27 protein-coding genes are annotated in these 17,728 nt (G+C 46.1%); 16 read left to right on the top strand and 11 right to left on the bottom strand.

The annotated features are described in order from the left end of the window. Positions 1–4: 4 nt before the first annotated feature. From CLI64_RS30780 to CLI64_RS11210, 6 genes are all read right to left on the bottom strand, one after another. Entirely contained in the window at positions 5–355 is a 351-nt protein-coding gene (locus CLI64_RS30780; RefSeq protein ID WP_157943252.1) for a hypothetical protein, read from the bottom strand. 863 nt (positions 356–1,218) lie between these two features. Then, entirely contained in the window at positions 1,219–1,353 is a 135-nt protein-coding gene (locus CLI64_RS31925; protein WP_264082498.1) for a hypothetical protein, read from the bottom strand. A gap of 83 nt (positions 1,354–1,436) precedes the next feature. Then, positions 1,437–1,598: a hypothetical protein gene (locus CLI64_RS30775; protein WP_157943251.1), complete on the bottom strand. Its 162-nt coding sequence runs from the start codon at positions 1,596–1,598 to the stop codon at positions 1,437–1,439. A 1-nt stretch (position 1,599) separates the two neighbouring features. Continuing rightward, entirely contained in the window at positions 1,600–1,746 is a 147-nt protein-coding gene (locus tag CLI64_RS30770; RefSeq protein ID WP_157943249.1) for a hypothetical protein, read from the bottom strand. Positions 1,747–1,749: 3 nt separating this feature from the next. Beyond that, complete coding sequence (locus CLI64_RS11215) at positions 1,750–2,505, bottom strand: phage antirepressor KilAC domain-containing protein (RefSeq protein WP_103137304.1); 756 nt, start codon at positions 2,503–2,505, stop codon at positions 1,750–1,752. 86 nt (positions 2,506–2,591) lie between these two features. Beyond that, positions 2,592–3,407, bottom strand: coding sequence for a hypothetical protein (locus CLI64_RS11210; RefSeq protein WP_103137303.1), 816 nt, complete (start codon positions 3,405–3,407; stop codon positions 2,592–2,594). A 439-nt stretch (positions 3,408–3,846) separates the two neighbouring features. Between CLI64_RS11210 and CLI64_RS30765 the strand changes: the two genes are divergently transcribed. After that, positions 3,847–4,095 (top strand): hypothetical protein, encoded by a 249-nt coding sequence (locus CLI64_RS30765; protein WP_157943247.1) that lies wholly within the window; start codon positions 3,847–3,849, stop codon positions 4,093–4,095. On the opposite strand, the gene CLI64_RS31540 is transcribed toward CLI64_RS30765, so the two are convergent. Together CLI64_RS31540 and CLI64_RS32160 are read right to left on the bottom strand one after the other, a co-directional pair. Next, on the bottom strand, positions 4,078–4,368 hold the full coding sequence (locus CLI64_RS31540) for a helix-turn-helix domain-containing protein (protein WP_225977563.1): 291 nt from the start codon (positions 4,366–4,368) through the stop codon (positions 4,078–4,080). The genes CLI64_RS30765 and CLI64_RS31540 overlap by 18 nt on opposite strands. Beyond that, positions 4,296–4,460 (bottom strand): LuxR C-terminal-related transcriptional regulator, encoded by a 165-nt coding sequence (locus tag CLI64_RS32160; protein ID WP_157943245.1) that lies wholly within the window; start codon positions 4,458–4,460, stop codon positions 4,296–4,298. The genes CLI64_RS31540 and CLI64_RS32160 overlap by 73 nt, the downstream gene beginning before the upstream one ends. On the opposite strand from CLI64_RS32160, the gene CLI64_RS11190 reads away from it, so the two are divergent. Further along, positions 4,461–5,102: an AP2/ERF family transcription factor gene (locus CLI64_RS11190; protein WP_103137299.1), complete on the top strand. Its 642-nt coding sequence runs from the start codon at positions 4,461–4,463 to the stop codon at positions 5,100–5,102. Positions 5,103–5,139: 37 nt separating this feature from the next. On the opposite strand, the gene CLI64_RS11185 is transcribed toward CLI64_RS11190, so the two are convergent. From CLI64_RS11185 to CLI64_RS30760, 3 genes are read right to left on the bottom strand one after another with little or no spacing between them, the layout of a single operon-like run. Continuing rightward, positions 5,140–5,385: a hypothetical protein gene (locus CLI64_RS11185; RefSeq protein ID WP_103137298.1), complete on the bottom strand. Its 246-nt coding sequence runs from the start codon at positions 5,383–5,385 to the stop codon at positions 5,140–5,142. After that, the gene (locus CLI64_RS11180; protein WP_103137297.1) at positions 5,378–5,545 is read right to left on the bottom strand and encodes a CopG family transcriptional regulator; all 168 of its coding nucleotides are present in this window, start codon (positions 5,543–5,545) and stop codon (positions 5,378–5,380) included. Before CLI64_RS11180 ends, CLI64_RS11185 begins: the two co-directional genes overlap by 8 nt. Positions 5,546–5,587: 42 nt before the next feature. After that, complete coding sequence (locus tag CLI64_RS30760) at positions 5,588–5,761, bottom strand: hypothetical protein (RefSeq protein ID WP_157943243.1); 174 nt, start codon at positions 5,759–5,761, stop codon at positions 5,588–5,590. Between the two features lie 153 nt (positions 5,762–5,914). Here CLI64_RS30760 and CLI64_RS11175 point away from each other — a divergent pair, with 153 nt between their 5' ends. The 14 genes from CLI64_RS11175 (at position 5,915) to CLI64_RS11110 (ending at position 17,725) form a co-directional block, all read left to right on the top strand. After that, entirely contained in the window at positions 5,915–6,358 is a 444-nt protein-coding gene (locus CLI64_RS11175; protein WP_103137296.1) for an AraC family transcriptional regulator, read from the top strand. 376 nt (positions 6,359–6,734) lie between these two features. Beyond that, positions 6,735–7,187: a hypothetical protein gene (locus tag CLI64_RS11170; RefSeq protein ID WP_103137295.1), complete on the top strand. Its 453-nt coding sequence runs from the start codon at positions 6,735–6,737 to the stop codon at positions 7,185–7,187. Continuing rightward, positions 7,174–8,439, top strand: coding sequence for a hypothetical protein (locus CLI64_RS11165; RefSeq protein WP_103137294.1), 1,266 nt, complete (start codon positions 7,174–7,176; stop codon positions 8,437–8,439). Before CLI64_RS11170 ends, CLI64_RS11165 begins: the two co-directional genes overlap by 14 nt. Then, positions 8,436–9,941 (top strand): hypothetical protein, encoded by a 1,506-nt coding sequence (locus CLI64_RS11160; protein ID WP_103137293.1) that lies wholly within the window; start codon positions 8,436–8,438, stop codon positions 9,939–9,941. Before CLI64_RS11165 ends, CLI64_RS11160 begins: the two co-directional genes overlap by 4 nt. 62 nt (positions 9,942–10,003) lie before the next feature. Further along, positions 10,004–10,576 (top strand): hypothetical protein, encoded by a 573-nt coding sequence (locus CLI64_RS11155; protein WP_103137292.1) that lies wholly within the window; start codon positions 10,004–10,006, stop codon positions 10,574–10,576. A 2-nt stretch (positions 10,577–10,578) separates the two neighbouring features. Further along, positions 10,579–11,538, top strand: coding sequence for a phage major capsid protein (locus CLI64_RS11150; protein WP_103137291.1), 960 nt, complete (start codon positions 10,579–10,581; stop codon positions 11,536–11,538). A 360-nt stretch (positions 11,539–11,898) separates the two neighbouring features. Next, positions 11,899–12,207: an HK97 gp10 family phage protein gene (locus CLI64_RS11140; protein WP_103137289.1), complete on the top strand. Its 309-nt coding sequence runs from the start codon at positions 11,899–11,901 to the stop codon at positions 12,205–12,207. After that, positions 12,194–12,667 carry a hypothetical protein gene (locus CLI64_RS11135; protein WP_103137288.1) on the top strand — a complete coding sequence of 158 codons (474 nt, stop codon included), beginning with the start codon at positions 12,194–12,196 and terminating at the stop codon, positions 12,665–12,667. Before CLI64_RS11140 ends, CLI64_RS11135 begins: the two co-directional genes overlap by 14 nt. After that, complete coding sequence (locus tag CLI64_RS11130; protein WP_103137287.1) at positions 12,664–13,278, top strand: hypothetical protein; 615 nt, start codon at positions 12,664–12,666, stop codon at positions 13,276–13,278. Before CLI64_RS11135 ends, CLI64_RS11130 begins: the two co-directional genes overlap by 4 nt. Before the next feature lie 4 nt (positions 13,279–13,282). After that, positions 13,283–14,755 carry a phage tail sheath subtilisin-like domain-containing protein gene (locus CLI64_RS11125; protein ID WP_103137286.1) on the top strand — a complete coding sequence of 491 codons (1,473 nt, stop codon included), beginning with the start codon at positions 13,283–13,285 and terminating at the stop codon, positions 14,753–14,755. Position 14,756: 1 nt separating this feature from the next. Continuing rightward, on the top strand, positions 14,757–15,230 hold the full coding sequence (locus tag CLI64_RS11120) for a hypothetical protein (protein ID WP_103137285.1): 474 nt from the start codon (positions 14,757–14,759) through the stop codon (positions 15,228–15,230). Beyond that, positions 15,230–15,673 carry a hypothetical protein gene (locus tag CLI64_RS11115; RefSeq protein ID WP_103137284.1) on the top strand — a complete coding sequence of 148 codons (444 nt, stop codon included), beginning with the start codon at positions 15,230–15,232 and terminating at the stop codon, positions 15,671–15,673. The genes CLI64_RS11120 and CLI64_RS11115 overlap by 1 nt, the downstream gene beginning before the upstream one ends. Continuing rightward, complete coding sequence (locus CLI64_RS30750) at positions 15,636–15,842, top strand: hypothetical protein (RefSeq protein ID WP_157943240.1); 207 nt, start codon at positions 15,636–15,638, stop codon at positions 15,840–15,842. The genes CLI64_RS11115 and CLI64_RS30750 overlap by 38 nt, the downstream gene beginning before the upstream one ends. Next, positions 15,818–17,725: a hypothetical protein gene (locus CLI64_RS11110; RefSeq protein ID WP_103137283.1), complete on the top strand. Its 1,908-nt coding sequence runs from the start codon at positions 15,818–15,820 to the stop codon at positions 17,723–17,725. Before CLI64_RS30750 ends, CLI64_RS11110 begins: the two co-directional genes overlap by 25 nt. The last annotated feature ends 3 nt before the right edge of the window (positions 17,726–17,728 follow it).

The following is a 17,728-nucleotide window of genomic DNA, read 5'->3' as shown; positions in this document are numbered from 1 at the left end:
AAGTTTAAGGCGTAAGGGTTACTACAAGTGTGTTTTGGTCTTCACCCTTCCATGCCCAGTACACGCTAACCACGACTTCACCTAGTTCATTAATGGAACCTTGTAGCTGGAACTGGCAGTCTGGGATGTTTTCTTCAAGACCTTCACGGATTTCTGTGAGGATTACACCAAGGTCGGGCACGGCACTGAAGAGATAGTCCTTCATACCGTAGTTGGGTCGCATTATTCTTTCGCCTTTATCTGTTAATAACCATGAAAGTATATGCCCCCTATATAAATCTGCATCCTCAGAGGTGATTAGGGTGCGTCTGGTAGCATCCACTTCGAGCGGAAATGATATTCCTTTTGTGGTCATAGTATTCTAGAAGTTGAGTTTTACTGTTATTGGTGTAACCGTAAGTTTTATGAAAACCTATATGACACGACTCACATAAAGTGACACCGTTAGTTACTTCAAAGGCGAGGAAAGTATTGTTACTGTAGTTGATAATATGGTGAGCCACTAAGTTACCGCCTCTGCTATCACCACAACACTGACACGTAAATTTATCCCTTGTGTAAACTTCTTTTCTCCAGTTACCGTACTCAGGGAGACTCCTATCCTCAAGTCTCTGGAGCCAGGATTTATCTTCCTTCCATTTAGGGCTGTTTGAACCCATTCTGTCCATAATCGCGCAGGTATTGCACCTGTCTCCCCGATAGAAGCGCGATGGGGCTACATGGTACTCATGCCCCCTTGGACATATACAAGCCACTTTGGTTTGACTATTTTGGTAATCTTTTTCTAAGGTAATTATTTGATAGCCATAATTACTGAAGTAGCTATAAGTGTCTTGGTAGGTTTTTTTCTTATTACCATAACAGTCGGGGCATTTATAACCGCGTGCCCACCTATTGACGGTAGTTTTGTTTGTATGCCCCTTATCACACTTATACTCCAAGGTATCTTTAGTGTTTAGAAAGTTCTGAGACAAAAGCTCACAACCGTCTTTAGCGAAAAGCTCCTTAACTTCATCTAAGGTTCTCCTATACTTACCAACGCACTTAGGACACCTATTACCCCCTTTGAATTTGTTCCAGCTAACCTGGTATTCGTGACCATTGGGACACCTTACTTCTAGCTTCTCCGAGCAATTCTTATAGGCTTTAGACAGTAAAGTATAGCGTTCTGCTCTAAACCCCTTCTCAACATCCTCAATACTTTTTCTTTTTGTCATATTAATAAGTTTCCTGTTCGTAGGGCTGCGTCTGGAGCCAACTGAGGATGTGACCGCGATAAAGTTCTGCGTCGGTCTTGGTAACTAAAGTCTTTTTACTGGTGTCTATAGCAAGGGGAAAGCTTATGCCTTTCATGGGTTCACCTCCTATAGATATGTTTTTGTCAGACAATAAAAAAACCCCAGACTAGCTGGGGGATAAAGTAGATACCTATTTAACTATTTAATGTTTTTGATTATTCCCTGTACCAAACCTTCCTTAGCTTCGGTAGGGTTCACTGTTTCATAGTTAGTGGCGTAGGCAGATGCGATAAGACCCATGATAGTACCTACGATTAGCAAGAAGGCTAGTTTTGTTTTACTCATCTCGAAGTTGATCATTTTAGTTCTCCTGTTTGTTTATGTTTACCCAAAGTTCCAATGCTTGAAGGATGGCTTCTGTTTGTCGTAGACCTAGACGCTCGCGGATTGATGTGAAGTCGTCTCGTAGTTCAAAGGGGATGCGGACGGAGGTTGTAGGTGTTTGCATGACTTAAGCCTCCTGGGGCTTGTAACCCCATTCTTTTAGCTTTGCGGTCAACCAGTTCAAACCGCGCTGGGTAAGACGAGGCTGGAAGGCTACATGACGACCGTTAGGGCTGTGAGTCTCTTTGACAATGAAGTATCCCCTTTCCATAAACTCCTGATAGGGTATATTGTTCCTACCAAAGATGATGTTCATCTCGCGCAGCTTAGCAAACAACCTCTTCTGACCGAGATCCTTAAAGCCCATAACCTTTGAGGCTGTACCTAAATCGAAAGTACCCTCGTAGTTCTCACATAACTGTTCATATATCTCAGCTTTAGGCTGTAACTCTTCAATAATTGCAGCCTGCTCCTGGGCTTTGAGAGATAGAGCTAACTTTTCTTCCTCAGACTGTACGAGGGCTTTTAGTGCGTCTAAATAGGAAGTTGGTAGTTGGGGCTGTGCAGCTTTGTGTTCATAACCAGCTAGCTTGTGCATAAAGAGGCGCACACCTAACTTAAGTAACTGGGTAGCTGCGGCTGGGTTATCTTTAGGCAACCATTCAGCAATAAGGTCTTCTGTAACTAATGTCCCCCACCTAATCCCTTGCTCAGTAGGGATTTCAGCTTGGTCACATCCCCCGCGTTGGCAACGCTTTTTAATAGTGTCGTACTCAACGTTAGCCATTCTGGAGTAGCCTTTGGCAGATGCAAAACTCTCACCAGTTTCGTGGTCGATATAAATTTCTAGACCATCTTGAGCGTAGTGTGTTAATGTAGTCATGTGGATTCAGTCCATGAATAGAAAATGAAAATGACAGCTTTTATATATTTAAGGGGAAGTGTCCGCTTCCTCTTATTCTGCTGTTATTAGTATTGTAGCACAGATATACTACTGTTAACAACCTCTGGAGGCGGAATCCAGAAAGGAAATATAGGAATTAAGAGTTCTCTACGCTTCATATCAGAGATAAACTCCTTAACCTGCCCTAAGACACTACGAATATCTTTAAATAGCTCCTGATACTTATCTACACGGGCTTGTAGTATAGTTAATCCTTGCCACTCAGAATGTAGTACCTTCTCCGTGATAGCTTCAACATCGGATAAGACTCTTCTAACCGAGTGGGAAACTAAATCTTTACGGGACGTGCCTACAGTACCTAGCTCGCGGTAAGACTCATCTCTAGCGCTTCTGTAGTCGGTGTTTTCCTTGTCATAGTAGTCCCAGCCTTCAGAAGCATATTGACATACAGCTGTGAGCCAGTCGATGCGCTCCTCAGCAACTTCTAGGTGAGATAGTAGTTCATCATCTGTTGGCTCCACAGCCTCTACAACAGGCTCAGCAACCTCTATAATCTCTCCTTTGAGCATTGCCTCGATTCTTTGGGAAACAGCGCTTAAATCGTCAACTAGTGCGGTGTATTTAGACCAGGTTTTAGCAAACAACCCAAACTGGATGTCTTCAGCTATCATCCGGTAGGCGATGGATACTTTGTGAGAAAGGGCGTTTGTGATAGCTACAATCTCGCACTCTTCGCCTTCAGGGACGTAAATACTGCTTAACCTGCATACGCCGAATGCTTCGCGACCGCAAGACGCTTCTGAAAGGATGAAGCGCAGCTTATCTATGTACTGTTTTATGGGCTGTAAGAGGCTGTTTATCTTTTCTCTATGGATAGACATATTCTTTATCTCTGTAGGTGACACCACTATTATAGCATAAATAACTATTGAAAGGTAAATGTGGTGTCAAAATCCCAGGTTAAGCTGGCTTCTCGGTAATGGGGTGCAAAAGGGGCGCAAGGTCGGGGGTGCCTCAGTCACTGTTCCTATCCCCAATAGGGAACAAAAATGCTGCAAGCCTTGTGGTTAAAGGATTCTTACCCCCCACAGTCCCCCCTATTTTCAAAAAAACAAGGGGGACTGTGGGGTACTCTGAAACAGCTATTTTTGTTTGTTTTAATCCCCTTATGGGGATATATATTTTGCAGAAAATTAGTAAAAATATAACAGCAGATTGACACCACAAATGATATTTGTGCTATAATAGTGGTATCAGAGAGGAAAAGAGAGGTACACTTCAAGCCTCCGCCTCCCACCTCATCCCTACACTTTTATCCATATGACATATATAGACTGTCGAGAAGAAAGAGATTTCACCGTAGAAGAATTAACCGCCCTCCTCACCCGCACAGCTAAACCTTACCCCAATAGCTGGTACGAGTCTCCCCAGTCCCGTATAACCAGCAAAAACGCCAGCCAGTGGATAAATTATCAAGAACTTACCACCGACCAGCTAGAAGAAGACAACTGCTATGAAGAGTTCTGCTGCCCCCTGCACAGATGGGAATATCTAACTTGTGCCCTCTAAAACCTTCCTTATAGTTTGTTTCGACACGCTGAACCGTTCAGCAAGTTGGTTATGTGTCATACCTGCCTCGCGGTAGGTTTTTATCTTTCTTACCGTCTCCTCGTCCAAGTAAGCCTTTTTTGCCCTGTCCCCTACTTCAATTAACCCAGCCTGCCGACACTTCATGTAAGTCACTACCAACCCCACAGCGTCACGCTCTATTAAAAACTTGTCAGCCGCTGCATATATATATGATTCTCCAGCGTCCTCCGACTTATCTGTAGGTGCTGGCATATCCACTCCCTGTTGTAAGGCTCAGCTAGTAGCTCTAGGATCTGAGCCTCCCGCTTAGTTAGTCTGATTGTACGTCCCTCTAATAAACCCATATGGCTAAGTATTTTAAGAAACATCCGACCTTTATTGGTGTACGCTACGACTTCCGCCTTAAACTCTGGGAAGCGTACCTACCAGATTCTTCACCCTTGAAGAGCTATGGTTTGTTTGAGTATGAACTTCAAGCTGTCCTCACCTATGACAACTATGCCCGCCACCTTAAACTCCCTGTTAACTTCGAGTATGAAGTATTTCCCTTACCTACTCCTGTTCGCAGACGCTCAGAAGATGAAATGTTTGAAGAGCGCCCTAAGAGCCAGTACCGTGGTGTCTACTACAGTCACGGCGGCTGGGCTACTTACTATTACAACCCTCAAGGTAAACAGTTATATCTAGGAACTTACGACACTGAAGAATGTGCCGCTAGAGCTGTAGACCGCGCCGCTATTCGCTATGAGGGTCGCAATACTAAAAACCTAAACTTTACTTATGGTGATGCTGTTCTATACCCTCCTGAGCCTAGAAAACGTACCAACGCCGCCCCGTATGGAAAATACATATACCTGAAGCAAGACCTGAACTTATATCAGGTATCTGTTTATGGAAAGTATCTCGGTATATATAAACTGCTAGAGGACGCTATTACTGTCCGAGATGCTTACTGTAGGGAGCGCGGTATACCTACTACCTACTAAGAAAGAGACCCTAGCCGACGAAGCCAGGGTCTTTCTTTTATTTAAATCCCATTTTGTTAGCGCCTGAGCCTTGTTCTTCTGGGTGGTCTTCTTCAACAAACATCACCCGCGTGTTCTCTAAGTTGTCTAGGATGCTCTTGCCATACATAGCTAAGATAAAACTTAGTATCTGGCTGGCCCCCTTACCGTCTTTGGTAAACTTAAAGCCTACAGCATCAGCTATGTTCTCCAGGGTTCTATAATCCTTCCGGCTAACGGTTAGTCTTACATTACCTCTAGGCATGATGTCTACCTCTCTTCATGGGTTGTTCTACGAACTGGCTGGCTACATAGAATCTCAAGGCTATTCGGAGTTGTTCATTCAAAGTACGTCCTCGTGCCTCCGCCTTATCCCTCAAGGCTGCTAATAACTCATCACTTAACGGCACCGTCACATTTTTCATAGTCTTTCCTTGTCTATAACCAATATCCCTATAATTACAAAGCTAAACATCTATAGAACTAAAAGAAATATGCTTAGCTGTATCATCCTTTCTCGCCTCTGCTAGATACTCAATTACTGCTTGAATCTCTTCACCACGCTTCTTGATTAATGATCTCTGTCTGAGGGCTACTAACATATTTGCGGTTACGATAGCGAGCATTATTGGGTAAAACATTTAATTTCTCCTTTCTAATCTTTATACTTCCAGCCTATCCAATTTAAAAAAGAAACCAAAACCAAACCCAGCCTGCCCCAACCTCGCTCCCCCGCTTTGTTTTCTCCCCTCATTATTTCTAGGATAGATATATAGTCCTATAGTTATTTACCTATGCTTGATATACCACAGGAGAAGCTTGAATCTCTCTTCAGGCGACACCTAGACGGCGAACCTACCTGCCGACTAGCTAAGGAAGTAGGCGTTAGTGATAACACCCTGGCGCGTCGCTTTCGTAAATACTTCGGCTACAGCAAACACGGTAATAACTTCCTCTCTGACATTGTTAATGAATACTTGACTGACCCTGCTTTTAAGAGGCATCACGCCAGCATCAAGAGCTGGTATGACCAACACACCCACTTAATCGTTAGAGAGGGTCAGCTAGCTACTAGACCAGCCTATACAGAGAAAGCACTTAAGGCGGCGTGCATCTCAGAAAACCGGAAGTTAATTGTTAGTACCAAAAATGCAAAACCAAACCCATACAGCACTAGGGAAGAGTTCGATGCTAACTTGCTATATCAATACACGAGACTTGGTAGAAGTTCTCTCTGATTACTTCTCAGGCAACCTAGATAATGTTCGGCTAGACTGGCTCACACGCCCGCTCTATGAGCTACACCCTACTAACACTCTGTGGGGTCAGCTAACCTCTGAAGATGTGCATGATGCGCTGTGTGCTATTCAACCACTGCATATGTGTGCCATAGTCCAAGAGTTCCAGCCCTCCGACACCTACCAAGAGTTTATTAACAGTCAGTACGTCCATTCCTATACTTCACTCCCGCTATGTGAGTGGCAATCTTCTACACTCATTCATGCTATCGAATCATTAGTGCAGGTTATCCTATCTCGACTGTGATGACAAAAACATATATGTAGAGGGGCGCGGGTACTTTTCTTACTTCAATACACCTTCGCCCCTACACTTATGGATAGAAATTCCCCTATAAGACAATGTGAATTGGAATTCATTGCACTTCATCGAGTGCTCAACCCTAGTATCAGCCGTGCCCAGCTTACTACTTTAGTAGAGAAACAGTTCGGCATCAGAATGACCTACAAGCAATGCACCAAGAGCCTTGAGAGGTCTGAGCCTATAGTGAAAAAGATGTCCTCTGATGATGGCTATTGCTTAAGGGTAGCGAAGGCAACTGGAGTCATTAAGTTAGGGCACAAGATACTAAGAATCCAATCTCTAGAGAAGATACTAGAAGCTGCTATGCAGAATGGTCATGAGGCTGCTGCCGTAGCTGCTGTAAAGCTTATTAAGGAAGAACTTACCGCTGAAGTCGTGGCACCTAATACGCAGGTGATTATAAGTAGCCACTCCCCACCTCAAGAAGATATCCCAATCGAACCTGAAGAGTATGAGCAGCTTTAAGCTTGATTTACATCCTAACCAGATGCGGGTGTTTCAAGACCCTAAGCCGTTTAACCTTTTACTCTCAGGGAGGAGGTTTGGTAAGTCAAGACTTATGCTTACCAAGGTAATTGAGCGCTCGCTTACCTTCAACGGTGTATATGACCCCGCCTCACCCCCAGTCAATCTACTGGTCATGCCCACACTTAAACAGGCGAGACAGATTCACTGGAAACCATTAGAGAACTTACTGGCTGGCGTACCTTTCGTAGCTGGGATTAATAAGTCTGAGTCTAGAATCATCATGGCAGGCGAGCGCCCCGATATCCTCATTAGGGGATGTAACGACGATGATGGCGATAGCTTGCGTGGGTTAAAGATTTACTTCTGTGGTGCTGACGAGTTTCAAGACATTAAGCTAGCTGTCTGGCAGTATGTTATTGTTCCCGCCCTGTCTGACACACCTGGTAGTTCTGCCCTGCTAACCTGCACACCGAAAGGCAAGGCTCACTGGCTATATAAGTTTCACCTAGATGCGATCGCTAGCCCTGAGTGGAGTTTCCACCACTACTTCACGAAGCATAACCCATACATCCCCCTGTCTAAGCTAGTACAAGCTAGGAAAGAGCTACCTGAGAAGATATATAACCAGGAGTACCGTGCAAGCTTTGAGTCTTTTGATGGGCAGTTCTTCGATGAGATGCGAGACAGACATCTAATAGATAAAACACCTATGGAAGACTTGACCTACTACCTCGGTATCGACTGGGGTGATGTTAACCCATGTATTGTCGTAGTCGGCTTGACCAAAGATCACAGTAGGTTCCTCGTTTTAGACGGCTGGTTAAACCAAACTAGTCAGCCTATAGTACAAGACGAATTCCTCGGCAAGATGGCGGCTTTCTGTCGGCAATACAACGTTTACCGGAGTTACCTACCTGATGATAGACCTGCCAGCATTAAAGCCTCCCGTGAGTACGGACGGAAACACGGTATTAGAGGTATGGAGAAGGCTGTAGCAGTAGACCGCCGCGCTGTTGGTGTTGTGGAAGGTTGTCAGATAATGAACAACTTATTTTATCGTGACTGTCTACACATTAAGTCGAGTCTAAAAACCTTAATTAACCAGTTCCAGAGCTACCACCGTAAGCAGGATAGGGATGGAACTATTCTCAATCAACCTGCTGATGGTCAGCCAGATCACTACGTTGACAGTTCACGCTATTGCATAGCAACGCTTTATAGTGCCATTCAGAGAAAGAATTTACTATGACATACCCCGCTAAATTAAAGTTTAAGCTGCTAGAAACCTGTCACGATGACTATCTATCTAGCATCAACTCCCTGCGCCGCATTGACTTATTAACCGCAGGTGGTCATCGCCTAGAGAAGAACCTAGAGGAGTTTCTACCCCGCCGCCCTGGTGAGACCCAGGAACTATACGAAACTCGCCTGAGTAAATACTGCTATACCAACTTATTGGGCTCCGCTATCAGCCAGCAAGTCAGCAAGCTTAGTAACTCTAGTCTGGTTGTCTCCGGCTTAGTAAGTGATGAAAACTTCTGGAACGAGTTTAGGGAAGATACATCATTAAACGGGCGCTCAGAGAAAGAGTTAATCTCCCACGTCTTCCGTGAAGTGTTGAAGTTTGGGAAGGTGTTCCTACACGTCGATAAGCCACCCAGCGCCGTCCGCCCAGCCAATAGATTGCAAGAGCAGGTGTTAGGTTTACGCCCCTATGTAGTTGCTTATTCCCCCTTCCAAGTTACAGATTGGTATGAAGATAGTAGACTGCGGTGGATTAAGGTTCGACAGCAATTTAAGATACAACCAAACCCCGCACAGGAACCACAGACAGTTGTTACCTGGAAGTTCATAGACGAGCGCTCGGTTGCCACCTACTCTGCTGTAGTTGAACTATCTAAGTCAGGGAAGATTGAGAAGGTTAATGGTGAGCCAGTCAATGACGAGACTGAAGTCTCCCTTACGTCTGAAATAGCCCACGGCTTAAACACCCTGCCAGTTATAAAGTTAGAACTACCCGATAACCTGTGGGTAGGAAACCAGGCATATCCTAAAGCCCTAGAACACTTAAAGACTGAGCACAGCCGCCATGATATGCTCACGCTGGCATACTTCCAACGCACCTACAAACGCACTGTCATGCCTGACGGTGACTTGACCGAGAGTTACACAGAGATAGAACCATTAAAGACTGGACTGCAACACGTCCTAGAGTTAGAGAAGTTCGAGTGGAACGAGCCGCAAGGCACGATTGTTGAGCACATCAACAAGACTCTAGAGTCTATCAAAGCTGAAGTACGTGATTTAGTATCTCTAGGTGGTGGCTCTGTTACCACTGAAGCTATACGCCAGTCCGGTGTGTCTAAGCAGATGGACTTCGTAAAGCAGGAAGCCATCTTACGAGAATATGGTGCATTGCTATGCCAGTGCTACCAGCAAGTCTTACAACTAGTTGCACGCTCGGCTGGGCTGGCTAATCCTGAACTTATCTCCGTCACTGGGTTGTCTAACTTCGAGAACAACACCTTAGAGTCTTTGATTGAGGAAGTTAGCAACCTAACAGGTATCAACTTCTCTGTGCTTAGAGCTAACCTACCGCCCACGGCTTATAAACTCACCTACAGTCAGATTGTCAACCTTCTGGTAGGAAACCTCAGCGCTGAGCAGCAGCAAGCTATCAATGACGAGATAGACCAGATGCTACAAAGTGACGAAAACATAATTATAGAGGCAACTGGCACCGCCTTATAAACCAGATTACCCCTACTGCTGGGGACTTATAGCAGACACCTTTTATTCATAAGGATATACGCATGACACCCGAAGAAATACAGGCTCTAGTTACTCAACAACTAGAGGGCTTCCGCTCTGAAATCAAACAGGAAATCATCACCGCTAACCAAGGTTTAGCAGCTAACCTAACCCGTGAGTTTAAGAAACTGGCTCAGCCAGCTCAGCCTGAGAAGACTGAAGAGACAGAGAAAGAAAGTCTCACGCTTAAGTCCCTCAAGCAACAAATCTCTGAGCTGCAAGCTTCGCTGGAGGCTAAGGATAAGCAAGCTTTTGAGGCACTCAAGCGCTCTGGCTTAGCTGAAGCTATTAACCAGGTAAAGGCACTGTCCCCCGGCTTGCTACAGAAGGTATTCATGACTGATTATGGTCAGTACCTCAAGCAAGAAGATGGAACCTGGTATGTAGAGTCTCCACAGGTAGGAATTAAACCTCTGGCTACTGCCCTGCAAGATTTCCTCAAGAGTGAAGACGGTAAGCTGTTTGTTCCTGCTTCCGGTGTGAATGGTAGTGGAGCTACTGAGACTAAGACTCAGGACACTACTCCTAATAAAGATAAGACCGCTGAAGATATACTCTTTGAACACTTCGGTTAAACATGGCTACAATTATTTCTCCTATTGACGCGCTTCAGTTCATCGTTGATGAGGAAGTCGCACAAGTTCCCCTGACTGATTACCCCATGCTCAATGCTGTGCAAAAGCGGGTAACTAGTCAGACTCAGCTTAAGTGGAACGTTAACGTCGGCGGAGCTCAAGCCCGTACTGTTACCACCTCTGCTGCTGTTACAGCATTCAACGATGATGATTATGTTCAAGCTTCTTTAGCCATTGGACGTATTCGTGTTGAGTCTTCCTTCCAGTTGTTGAAAGAAGATATTGCTGAAGCTAGAGCTATTGGTAAAGGTGCGCTGCGTGACTTGTTTGCATCTGATGTAAACAGCGCGATTAGAGTCTGCCTTGAGACTATGGCAACAGGCATCTACTCAGGTACAGGTGCAAACAACTCTAACGCCGGTATCGTCGGTGTAGACACCTGCCTAACCGCTACTACCTATGCTGGTATTGCTCAAGCAACCTACACAGGTTGGACTCCAGTTGTAAACACCAACGGTACTAACCGAGCTTTAACAACTACACTTTTAGAAGCTGTAGACAATGCTTTGATGAGAAAAGGCGGTACCTATAATGCCATCTTCTGCTCCCCTGAACTTGTCTCTAGCTATCGTGCTTTGTTTGCTGCACAGGCTAACATTCAGCCAGCACCTTTAGGACAGTCCACCGCGGACATTGGCTACACCGGCATCGCCTACAAAGGTAGACCCATCATTGCTGACATCTACGCACCATTGAACAAGTTTTACTTTGTTGATAGCCGTGATATCGAGCTATATACCTTTGGTCAAAATAACACTGATAACCGCCGTGGTATTCAGTTTGCTATTGGCAAGATTGAGAACAACAACCCTGACGCTGAACAGTATGTTGTTTATGCCAAGCCCCAGTTAAAGATTAAGAATCGTCCTAAGTCTGTAGCCGGTCTGTTCGCTATCACCTAATCCTATGGCTTACCTATCACAGGATGAGATAGAGAGGATTGAGCTAGTCTGTGGCTATGCTCAGTTTTCTACCCTCACTCGCTCACAGTTAGAACTTGAGCACACGCAAGCTGTCATAGACCGAGCGCTCGCCATCCTGGGTGAATTAGATACCATAGACCAGCAATTAGTTGATGTACGTGCCGACAACTACGTGGCTGAGTCACGCGGCACAAAGCTAAACTATAGCTATCACACCCGACAACTTAAGCTCTCAGGCTATAACCTAGTCCGAGAGCTTTCTAGCATTCTGGGTATTGGGGTAGCTAGAGACAGGTACTTCCCACACGCTAATAAAACCCACTCTTACTGGTAAAGCCCATGCTCCGCTACTCAGTCAGCACCAGAGGTAAAATCTTCGAGAAAGATATAACCCTAAAAGTAGTTCAGGAGTCCATCGAGGCTACCAGTGACTGGGCTTTAAACAGAGTTAGAAGTGAGACCCCTGTTAGGACTGGTAATATGCGAGATGGCTGGACTGTAACGCCACAACGCCGTGAGTTATTCATCACCAATGATGTACGCTACGCCGATATCGTGAGTCAGCGCATCGGTCTATATAACCGCACTATCCCACAGGTAGAAAAGCACCTACGAGATGAGTTGAGGCGGGGCTATGACGCTATATGAAAAGCTAGCGAAGGTAGAGGCTAAGGTTGGTGGCATAGAAGAAAAGCTAGGTTTACCGCAGCGTAGGCACCTGTTAGTCAGGAGAATAGTACACAACCACACTGCTAAAACCTCAACTATCACCGACACCTTAATTAGTCCACGTCCTTACATTACAAACGTACCGCCCCGCCTAGTTAACCTACAGGTAGCTAGTGAAGGTGTTGACAACCTGTTTATCTCAGCCTCAGACTTACAAGCTGAGATACCTAGAACATACCCCAAGAGTTTCTTCACGGTGCATGGTGGGGTTAAGACAATGTACATGGTAGACCCGCCGCTAACACAAGATGGTGCGATCGCCTACGCCAACCCCATAACCAAGACGCTAGACGGGTACTTCTCCAAGCTTATATATCTAAGCGACAACGACCCGACACGCTGGATACTTGTACTGAGGATGGAGGCTGACCGCCGATGAACCTAGACACAGCGCGGCAAGCTATCAGGGACTTCATAAATAACAACATACCTGTATATAGATGGGATGTTGATGAGCCAGATGTCCTCTACTACAACCGTGGTGGGTTTAACATCTTTGCCAACAGTGCAATCGAGTTACCCCTTCAAGAGTACCTGTGTAGGAAAGAAGGTCATAACGGTGTAGTGGCTAGTGGAAGGTTTCCCTACAGGGTTACGTGGATATTTGATGGTAATCAGTCTCTAAACTCACTACCGTTTAAAGCTGTGGAAGGCGTGGTCAGTAACATCCAGGTTCTAGCTTTGATACGCTCGCCCCACCCAGATATCACCCAGTTTCTACCTTACCAGGAACCCGACCCAGTTACCATCAGCCGCACTGAAGATGAACACAAGAACTGGCTGCTGTCAGCTAACTTTAGCTTTGATTGCGAGTTTAGAGTAACCGAGATGGCTGACACCAGCGATTTAGTCTCGCCTGGCTTCTTTGACTTAGGTGATGAACCTGAAGTAACCAGCCTCACCATCAATGTAAATAAGGCGGAGCAGCAGTTCGATGTCACGGATGCTGATACCTACAAATTAGATACAACAATAACTATAACCCCTTAAATATATGGTTAACGCGTTCTCAAGCTTTCTGTCTCCAGGCGTTAGGGTCGTAGAGAGTACAAGTGGATATAGGTCTCTAGAGATTGCCAGCCACAGCCACACCTACATGATTGGTAGCTCGGCTACTGGTAGCTTTGGCACCCCTACCCAAGTCACAAGCCTAGCAGACTTCACCAACGTCTTCGGTGCTAGCCCCAGCACAGATGAGGTTAAGCTATACTTCCGCAACAACCGCAGGGGCATCCTGTACTTTGTTCGCACCCAGATAGCTCAGCGCAACGAGATTACTATTAGCTCTGCTGCGGCTGGTGCTTATACTGTAACGATTAACGGCACAGCAGTAACCTACTCAGCACCTGCGTCGCCTACACCAACACTAGATAACGTTGCGGCTGGTTTACTAGCAGCTATCAATGCTAACTCTACTGTTAGTGCAGCCGTACAAGCTACTGTAGGTTCTTCTACATCTAAGATATATGTACGCTCCAGAGTGCCTGGCGTGACATTTACCCTTGTAGCGACCACCGCTAACCTCACACAAGCTGCGGCTACTCCCACCAACCCAACCTCGGCTGATTACGTCTACGCCATTGAAAACGCCTTTGATGCTGATGACGGCTGGCCACAAGGCTTTATCATCGCACCTGAAGCGTTCCAGCTTCTAACCGTACAGAACGACCGCCTGGCTGTGGGTAATGCTATGCAAGCCCTGGCTAGTGACCCACTGTTTGACTGGGTTGCACTAGTGGATGCTGGAACTGGTTTAACTCCTGCAGCAGCTAAAGCTGAGGGTGAACTATATGCCTCCCCACAGGGTCACTTAGCTTTCTACTACCCATATGTCATTGACTTGGAAAACCAGACCATCCCGCCCAGCGCGGCTGTTGCTGGTGTAGCCACCTTAAGATATGCAGAGCAAGGTTTCCAAGAACCACCTGCCGGCGCACAGTACCCCATCTTAGGTGTGAAGGATGTAGCTACCAAAGTCACATCACAAATCCAAGACACCTTAAACCCTTCAGGCATCAACGCCATTAGAAACTTAAGAAACAAAGGCATCGTAATCTGGGGTATGCGTACCCGTGCCAGCGATGATCTGTATAAACAGCTCAGCCAGCGCGTAATCATGAACGTCATCAACGGCACGCTGCGCCAAGGGTTTGATAACTTCCTCTTCACAGCTATCGATGGCTACGGCATCCTGCTAAACGCTATGAGCCAGACAGCTAACGCTGCCCTAGAGAGACTGTGGCGCGGTAGAGCCTTGTTTGGTGGCACACAGGTAGAGGCTTTTGAGGTTGTATGCGACTTCACGAACAACCTGCCTGCAACACTAAGCCTGGGGCAGATAATCATGGATGTTTATGTAGTCACCAGCCCTGCGCTAGAGAAGCTACTTTTGAACACAATCAAGGTTTCCATAGGTACTCTGCCTCTGAACCAACAGCAAACTGAAGTAACTACACTGGGGGCATAATATGAGACTCGCGGACATTGCACCAATTGCAAATAGTGACTACCTGTTAACTATTGAAGGTCTAAGCGTCGGGTCAGCCCCAGCTTACTTCAGCACATTCTCTGGCGTGAAGTTCAACCTAGCTTCTGCCGAGTTTAATGACGGTCTATCCAACGTTAAACGTTACGTAGAAGGCGGCGTTAAGTCTTATCAGAACGTCACAATTGCCAAGCCACACGACCCAGAGGCAGACCAACCCGTTATTGACTTCTTGAAGACCAAGGAAGACGGTAGCAAGTTCTCTTTCCGTGCCCGCCCTGTGCGTAAGACAGGAAACGGTAACAAGGCTAACATCTACCGAGGTAACAAAGCCTGGGACTTCACAGGTTGTCAGCTTGTTAGTTGGTCATGTGCTGAAAACGTGGACACCAACGACGGCGCACAGACCGTGATGCTCACAATTGAGTTTCGTGTTGAGCAGGTTGAGTACAAATAATGGCTAGGAAAGTCGTAGAACAAACACCAGTGCAGGAGGTGAAAGCCCAACCTGCACCTAAAACCTTTGATGTTCAATATGATGACGTGCTTGGCACCGTGTCCTTTGAACTCTCAGACGGTACCCCCATCGTGATGAAGAAGCCCAAGACTAGGCAACTGCTACTGATGCAGAGCTGGCTGGAAACCGTGTCACCGGAGTATCGCTCTAATGGCTTCGTGGCGTTGAAGCTAGCTAGCCTCTGTACAGTCAAGTTTGGCGATGCTGACCATGCTACCTTCGACCAACTAGCAGATGTAGACTTTGAAGATTGCGAAAGGGTGGTGAAAGCCCTGGAATGCTTTCGAGATGTCTTTGAGCATCTACAAAGAAAAGCTGGCGGTGTCGGTGCAGGGTCTAGCAGCTATGACTCTAACACAGATGCTACAGCTATTCATGGCTAGCACAGGTGAGTACCTCAGCGAGTCATACTACCGCCTGCTCGACATGGAAGTGTCCGAGGCTCTATATCACTGCTTCCTGTGGCAAGACCTGAAAAAGAAACAGCACAACATCGATGATAGACCTGAGTGGGCTAGGGAGGTAGAGTGGCAGCCAACACAGTTACAATAACGCTACAAGCTAACAACCAAGCTGGCCCTGTTGTATCTAGCCTCATCAATCAAATCCAAGGTGGCTTAGGCGGTGCATTTGAAAAAGCCGCCCTCAAGTCAACCTTGATGATAAAAGGACTTGAGGCTGGCGTTGCGGCTGTTACAGGCTTAATCGGTAAGTTGTCTCAGGGGCTATCCCAGGCTGTAGACATCCAGTCAGACAATATATCCTTGGCTGGAAACTTAATGAAGTTGACTGGTCAGAACTTCCAGCAAGCTACAGAGTTCGTTGACCAATTCTCTGAGCGTATGAGCAAGGTAGCGGCTGCCCTGCCTGGTGCTACTAGCGATTATGTGACGTTCGGTAAGCTGGTAGTTGATGACATTATCCCCGCTGTTAGGGAGCTTAATGGTACAGTCAACCCAGAGAAGCTGCAAAAAGAATTAGAGACTGTTAGTACCTACGGCACGCTACTAGCACAGCAAGCTAAGGTAAGTAGTGAAGAAGCTTCACGAGCCGTGTCTAAGTTTTTGGGCGGACAGTCTACTCTAGGTGAGCTATCCCGGCTAGATTTCTTTGAGCAGAATGTCACCTTTAGAAACATCCTTATAAGTGAAGTTAATAAGCTTGGCGGCGACATCCGCAAGCTTACAGTACAGCAGCGATTAGAAATATTTAAGAAAGCGGCTAACATCCCAGATGAAGTCCTAAAGGCACAACAACAATCTATAGCTGGCTTAACAGCCGGGTTTGTATCCAACCTGTTTGACCCGCAGACAGGCTTGTTTGGCTTCATGCGTGACCTAGACAAGCAAACCAAGGGCGGGCAGAGTGTACTAAGTGCAGTACAGGAAGGTCTAGCAGCACTCATAGGCGATCGCGGGCTATTTACCGTCTTAGGCGAAGTGTTAAACGCACTAGGTATAGAAGTCATCGACCCGATGCTAGCCCTGCGTAGCGTAATCCTGGGTATTAACACTAGAATAAGGAACCTTAGAGATGGTCTCTACCAGTTCCTAGACTATATTGATGCTGGTAAGGAAGCTGGTAAAAAGCCTAATATAAAGCTTCTGCGCGAAGAATTTCTGTCTAGTTTCCTCAATGTAGACGGTCTAGGCAAAGAGCTAGCAAGAATCACAAACAATATAACAAACGGTTTAAGAAAACTAGACTGGGGCGAGATAGGTGAATCTTTAGGTGCCGGCGTAGCAGCCATACTAAATGAACTCATTTCCTACATCAACGCAGTTGACTACAAAGCCATCAATGACCTAACCGGTAAGATAGTATTTGCCATCTTTAAAGGTATAGGAGAGGCGGTAGCGAAGTTAGACTGGGGCGGGTTAGTTATAGCTGGGTTAAAGAGTAACCTGTACAACCCTATAAATTCTGGAATGTTAGATATAGGTCGGGAAGCGGGGCGTGGCTTGAGGGAAATAGCCTCAAACACAGCTAGATGGTGGACTGACTTATTTAACGACTCATTAACACTTTGGGGTAGAGTGGCTACCGAGATGACAAAGTTCTTTGACTCCATCATTACTTGGTTTAATAACCTCATAGCCAAAATACCAGGTACATCTCAGGCACCACTACAAGCGCAGGCAGGTGTTGTACCTAACTTCGCTGGTGGTAATCCTGGCTTACTGGCTGGACTACTTAGAGAACAAAGGCAGGCACCACCTGGAGCTACACCAGTCATAGCCAACAGTTCTGAAGCTATACTTACCCAGGCTCAACAACGTGCCTTGCTGGCTAACAGGGGCGGGCTGACGATAGGAAACCTTACTATTCAGACAGCCGCAACTGATGCACAGGGTATAGCGAAGGATGTTGTGAAATACATAGCTCAGGAGTTTGAGAACTACGCCCAGAGTCGCGTCGCTACAGTAGAGGCATAAATT

Origin of the sequence: Nostoc sp. CENA543, from assembly GCF_002896875.1 — a bacterium.
Classification (GTDB): Bacteria; Cyanobacteriota; Cyanobacteriia; order Cyanobacteriales; family Nostocaceae; genus Trichormus.
The sequence above is the reverse complement of the archived record's forward strand: the minus strand, read 5'-3'. Positions and strand labels throughout refer to the sequence as shown.

What these genes read in the sequence shown, in the direction of transcription:
- CLI64_RS11130 (WP_103137287.1), top strand. Translation starts at nt 12,664, where the DNA reads ATGAACCTAGACACAGCGCGGCAAGCTATCAGGGACTTCATAAATAAC.
- CLI64_RS30780 (WP_157943252.1), bottom strand. Translation starts at nt 355, where the DNA reads ATGACCACAAAAGGAATATCATTTCCGCTCGAAGTGGATGCTACCAGA.
- CLI64_RS11150 (WP_103137291.1), top strand. Translation starts at nt 10,579, where the DNA reads ATGGCTACAATTATTTCTCCTATTGACGCGCTTCAGTTCATCGTTGAT.
- CLI64_RS11125 (WP_103137286.1), top strand. Translation starts at nt 13,283, where the DNA reads ATGGTTAACGCGTTCTCAAGCTTTCTGTCTCCAGGCGTTAGGGTCGTA.
- CLI64_RS32160 (WP_157943245.1), bottom strand. Translation starts at nt 4,460, where the DNA reads ATGGGTTTATTAGAGGGACGTACAATCAGACTAACTAAGCGGGAGGCT.
- CLI64_RS11215 (WP_103137304.1), bottom strand. Translation starts at nt 2,505, where the DNA reads ATGACTACATTAACACACTACGCTCAAGATGGTCTAGAAATTTATATC.
- CLI64_RS11190 (WP_103137299.1), top strand. Translation starts at nt 4,461, where the DNA reads ATGGCTAAGTATTTTAAGAAACATCCGACCTTTATTGGTGTACGCTAC.
- CLI64_RS11180 (WP_103137297.1), bottom strand. Translation starts at nt 5,545, where the DNA reads ATGAAAAATGTGACGGTGCCGTTAAGTGATGAGTTATTAGCAGCCTTG.
- CLI64_RS31540 (WP_225977563.1), bottom strand. Translation starts at nt 4,368, where the DNA reads ATGCCAGCACCTACAGATAAGTCGGAGGACGCTGGAGAATCATATATA.
- CLI64_RS31925 (WP_264082498.1), bottom strand. Translation starts at nt 1,353, where the DNA reads ATGAAAGGCATAAGCTTTCCCCTTGCTATAGACACCAGTAAAAAGACT.
- CLI64_RS30750 (WP_157943240.1), top strand. Translation starts at nt 15,636, where the DNA reads ATGACTCTAACACAGATGCTACAGCTATTCATGGCTAGCACAGGTGAG.
- CLI64_RS30770 (WP_157943249.1), bottom strand. Translation starts at nt 1,746, where the DNA reads ATGCAAACACCTACAACCTCCGTCCGCATCCCCTTTGAACTACGAGAC.
- CLI64_RS11175 (WP_103137296.1), top strand. Translation starts at nt 5,915, where the DNA reads ATGCTTGATATACCACAGGAGAAGCTTGAATCTCTCTTCAGGCGACAC.
- CLI64_RS11140 (WP_103137289.1), top strand. Translation starts at nt 11,899, where the DNA reads ATGCTCCGCTACTCAGTCAGCACCAGAGGTAAAATCTTCGAGAAAGAT.
- CLI64_RS11135 (WP_103137288.1), top strand. Translation starts at nt 12,194, where the DNA reads ATGACGCTATATGAAAAGCTAGCGAAGGTAGAGGCTAAGGTTGGTGGC.
- CLI64_RS30765 (WP_157943247.1), top strand. Translation starts at nt 3,847, where the DNA reads ATGACATATATAGACTGTCGAGAAGAAAGAGATTTCACCGTAGAAGAA.
- CLI64_RS11160 (WP_103137293.1), top strand. Translation starts at nt 8,436, where the DNA reads ATGACATACCCCGCTAAATTAAAGTTTAAGCTGCTAGAAACCTGTCAC.
- CLI64_RS11155 (WP_103137292.1), top strand. Translation starts at nt 10,004, where the DNA reads ATGACACCCGAAGAAATACAGGCTCTAGTTACTCAACAACTAGAGGGC.
- CLI64_RS30760 (WP_157943243.1), bottom strand. Translation starts at nt 5,761, where the DNA reads ATGTTTTACCCAATAATGCTCGCTATCGTAACCGCAAATATGTTAGTA.
- CLI64_RS11165 (WP_103137294.1), top strand. Translation starts at nt 7,174, where the DNA reads ATGAGCAGCTTTAAGCTTGATTTACATCCTAACCAGATGCGGGTGTTT.
- CLI64_RS11115 (WP_103137284.1), top strand. Translation starts at nt 15,230, where the DNA reads ATGGCTAGGAAAGTCGTAGAACAAACACCAGTGCAGGAGGTGAAAGCC.
- CLI64_RS11210 (WP_103137303.1), bottom strand. Translation starts at nt 3,407, where the DNA reads ATGTCTATCCATAGAGAAAAGATAAACAGCCTCTTACAGCCCATAAAA.
- CLI64_RS11185 (WP_103137298.1), bottom strand. Translation starts at nt 5,385, where the DNA reads ATGCCTAGAGGTAATGTAAGACTAACCGTTAGCCGGAAGGATTATAGA.
- CLI64_RS11120 (WP_103137285.1), top strand. Translation starts at nt 14,757, where the DNA reads ATGAGACTCGCGGACATTGCACCAATTGCAAATAGTGACTACCTGTTA.
- CLI64_RS30775 (WP_157943251.1), bottom strand. Translation starts at nt 1,598, where the DNA reads ATGATCAACTTCGAGATGAGTAAAACAAAACTAGCCTTCTTGCTAATC.
- CLI64_RS11170 (WP_103137295.1), top strand. Translation starts at nt 6,735, where the DNA reads ATGGATAGAAATTCCCCTATAAGACAATGTGAATTGGAATTCATTGCA.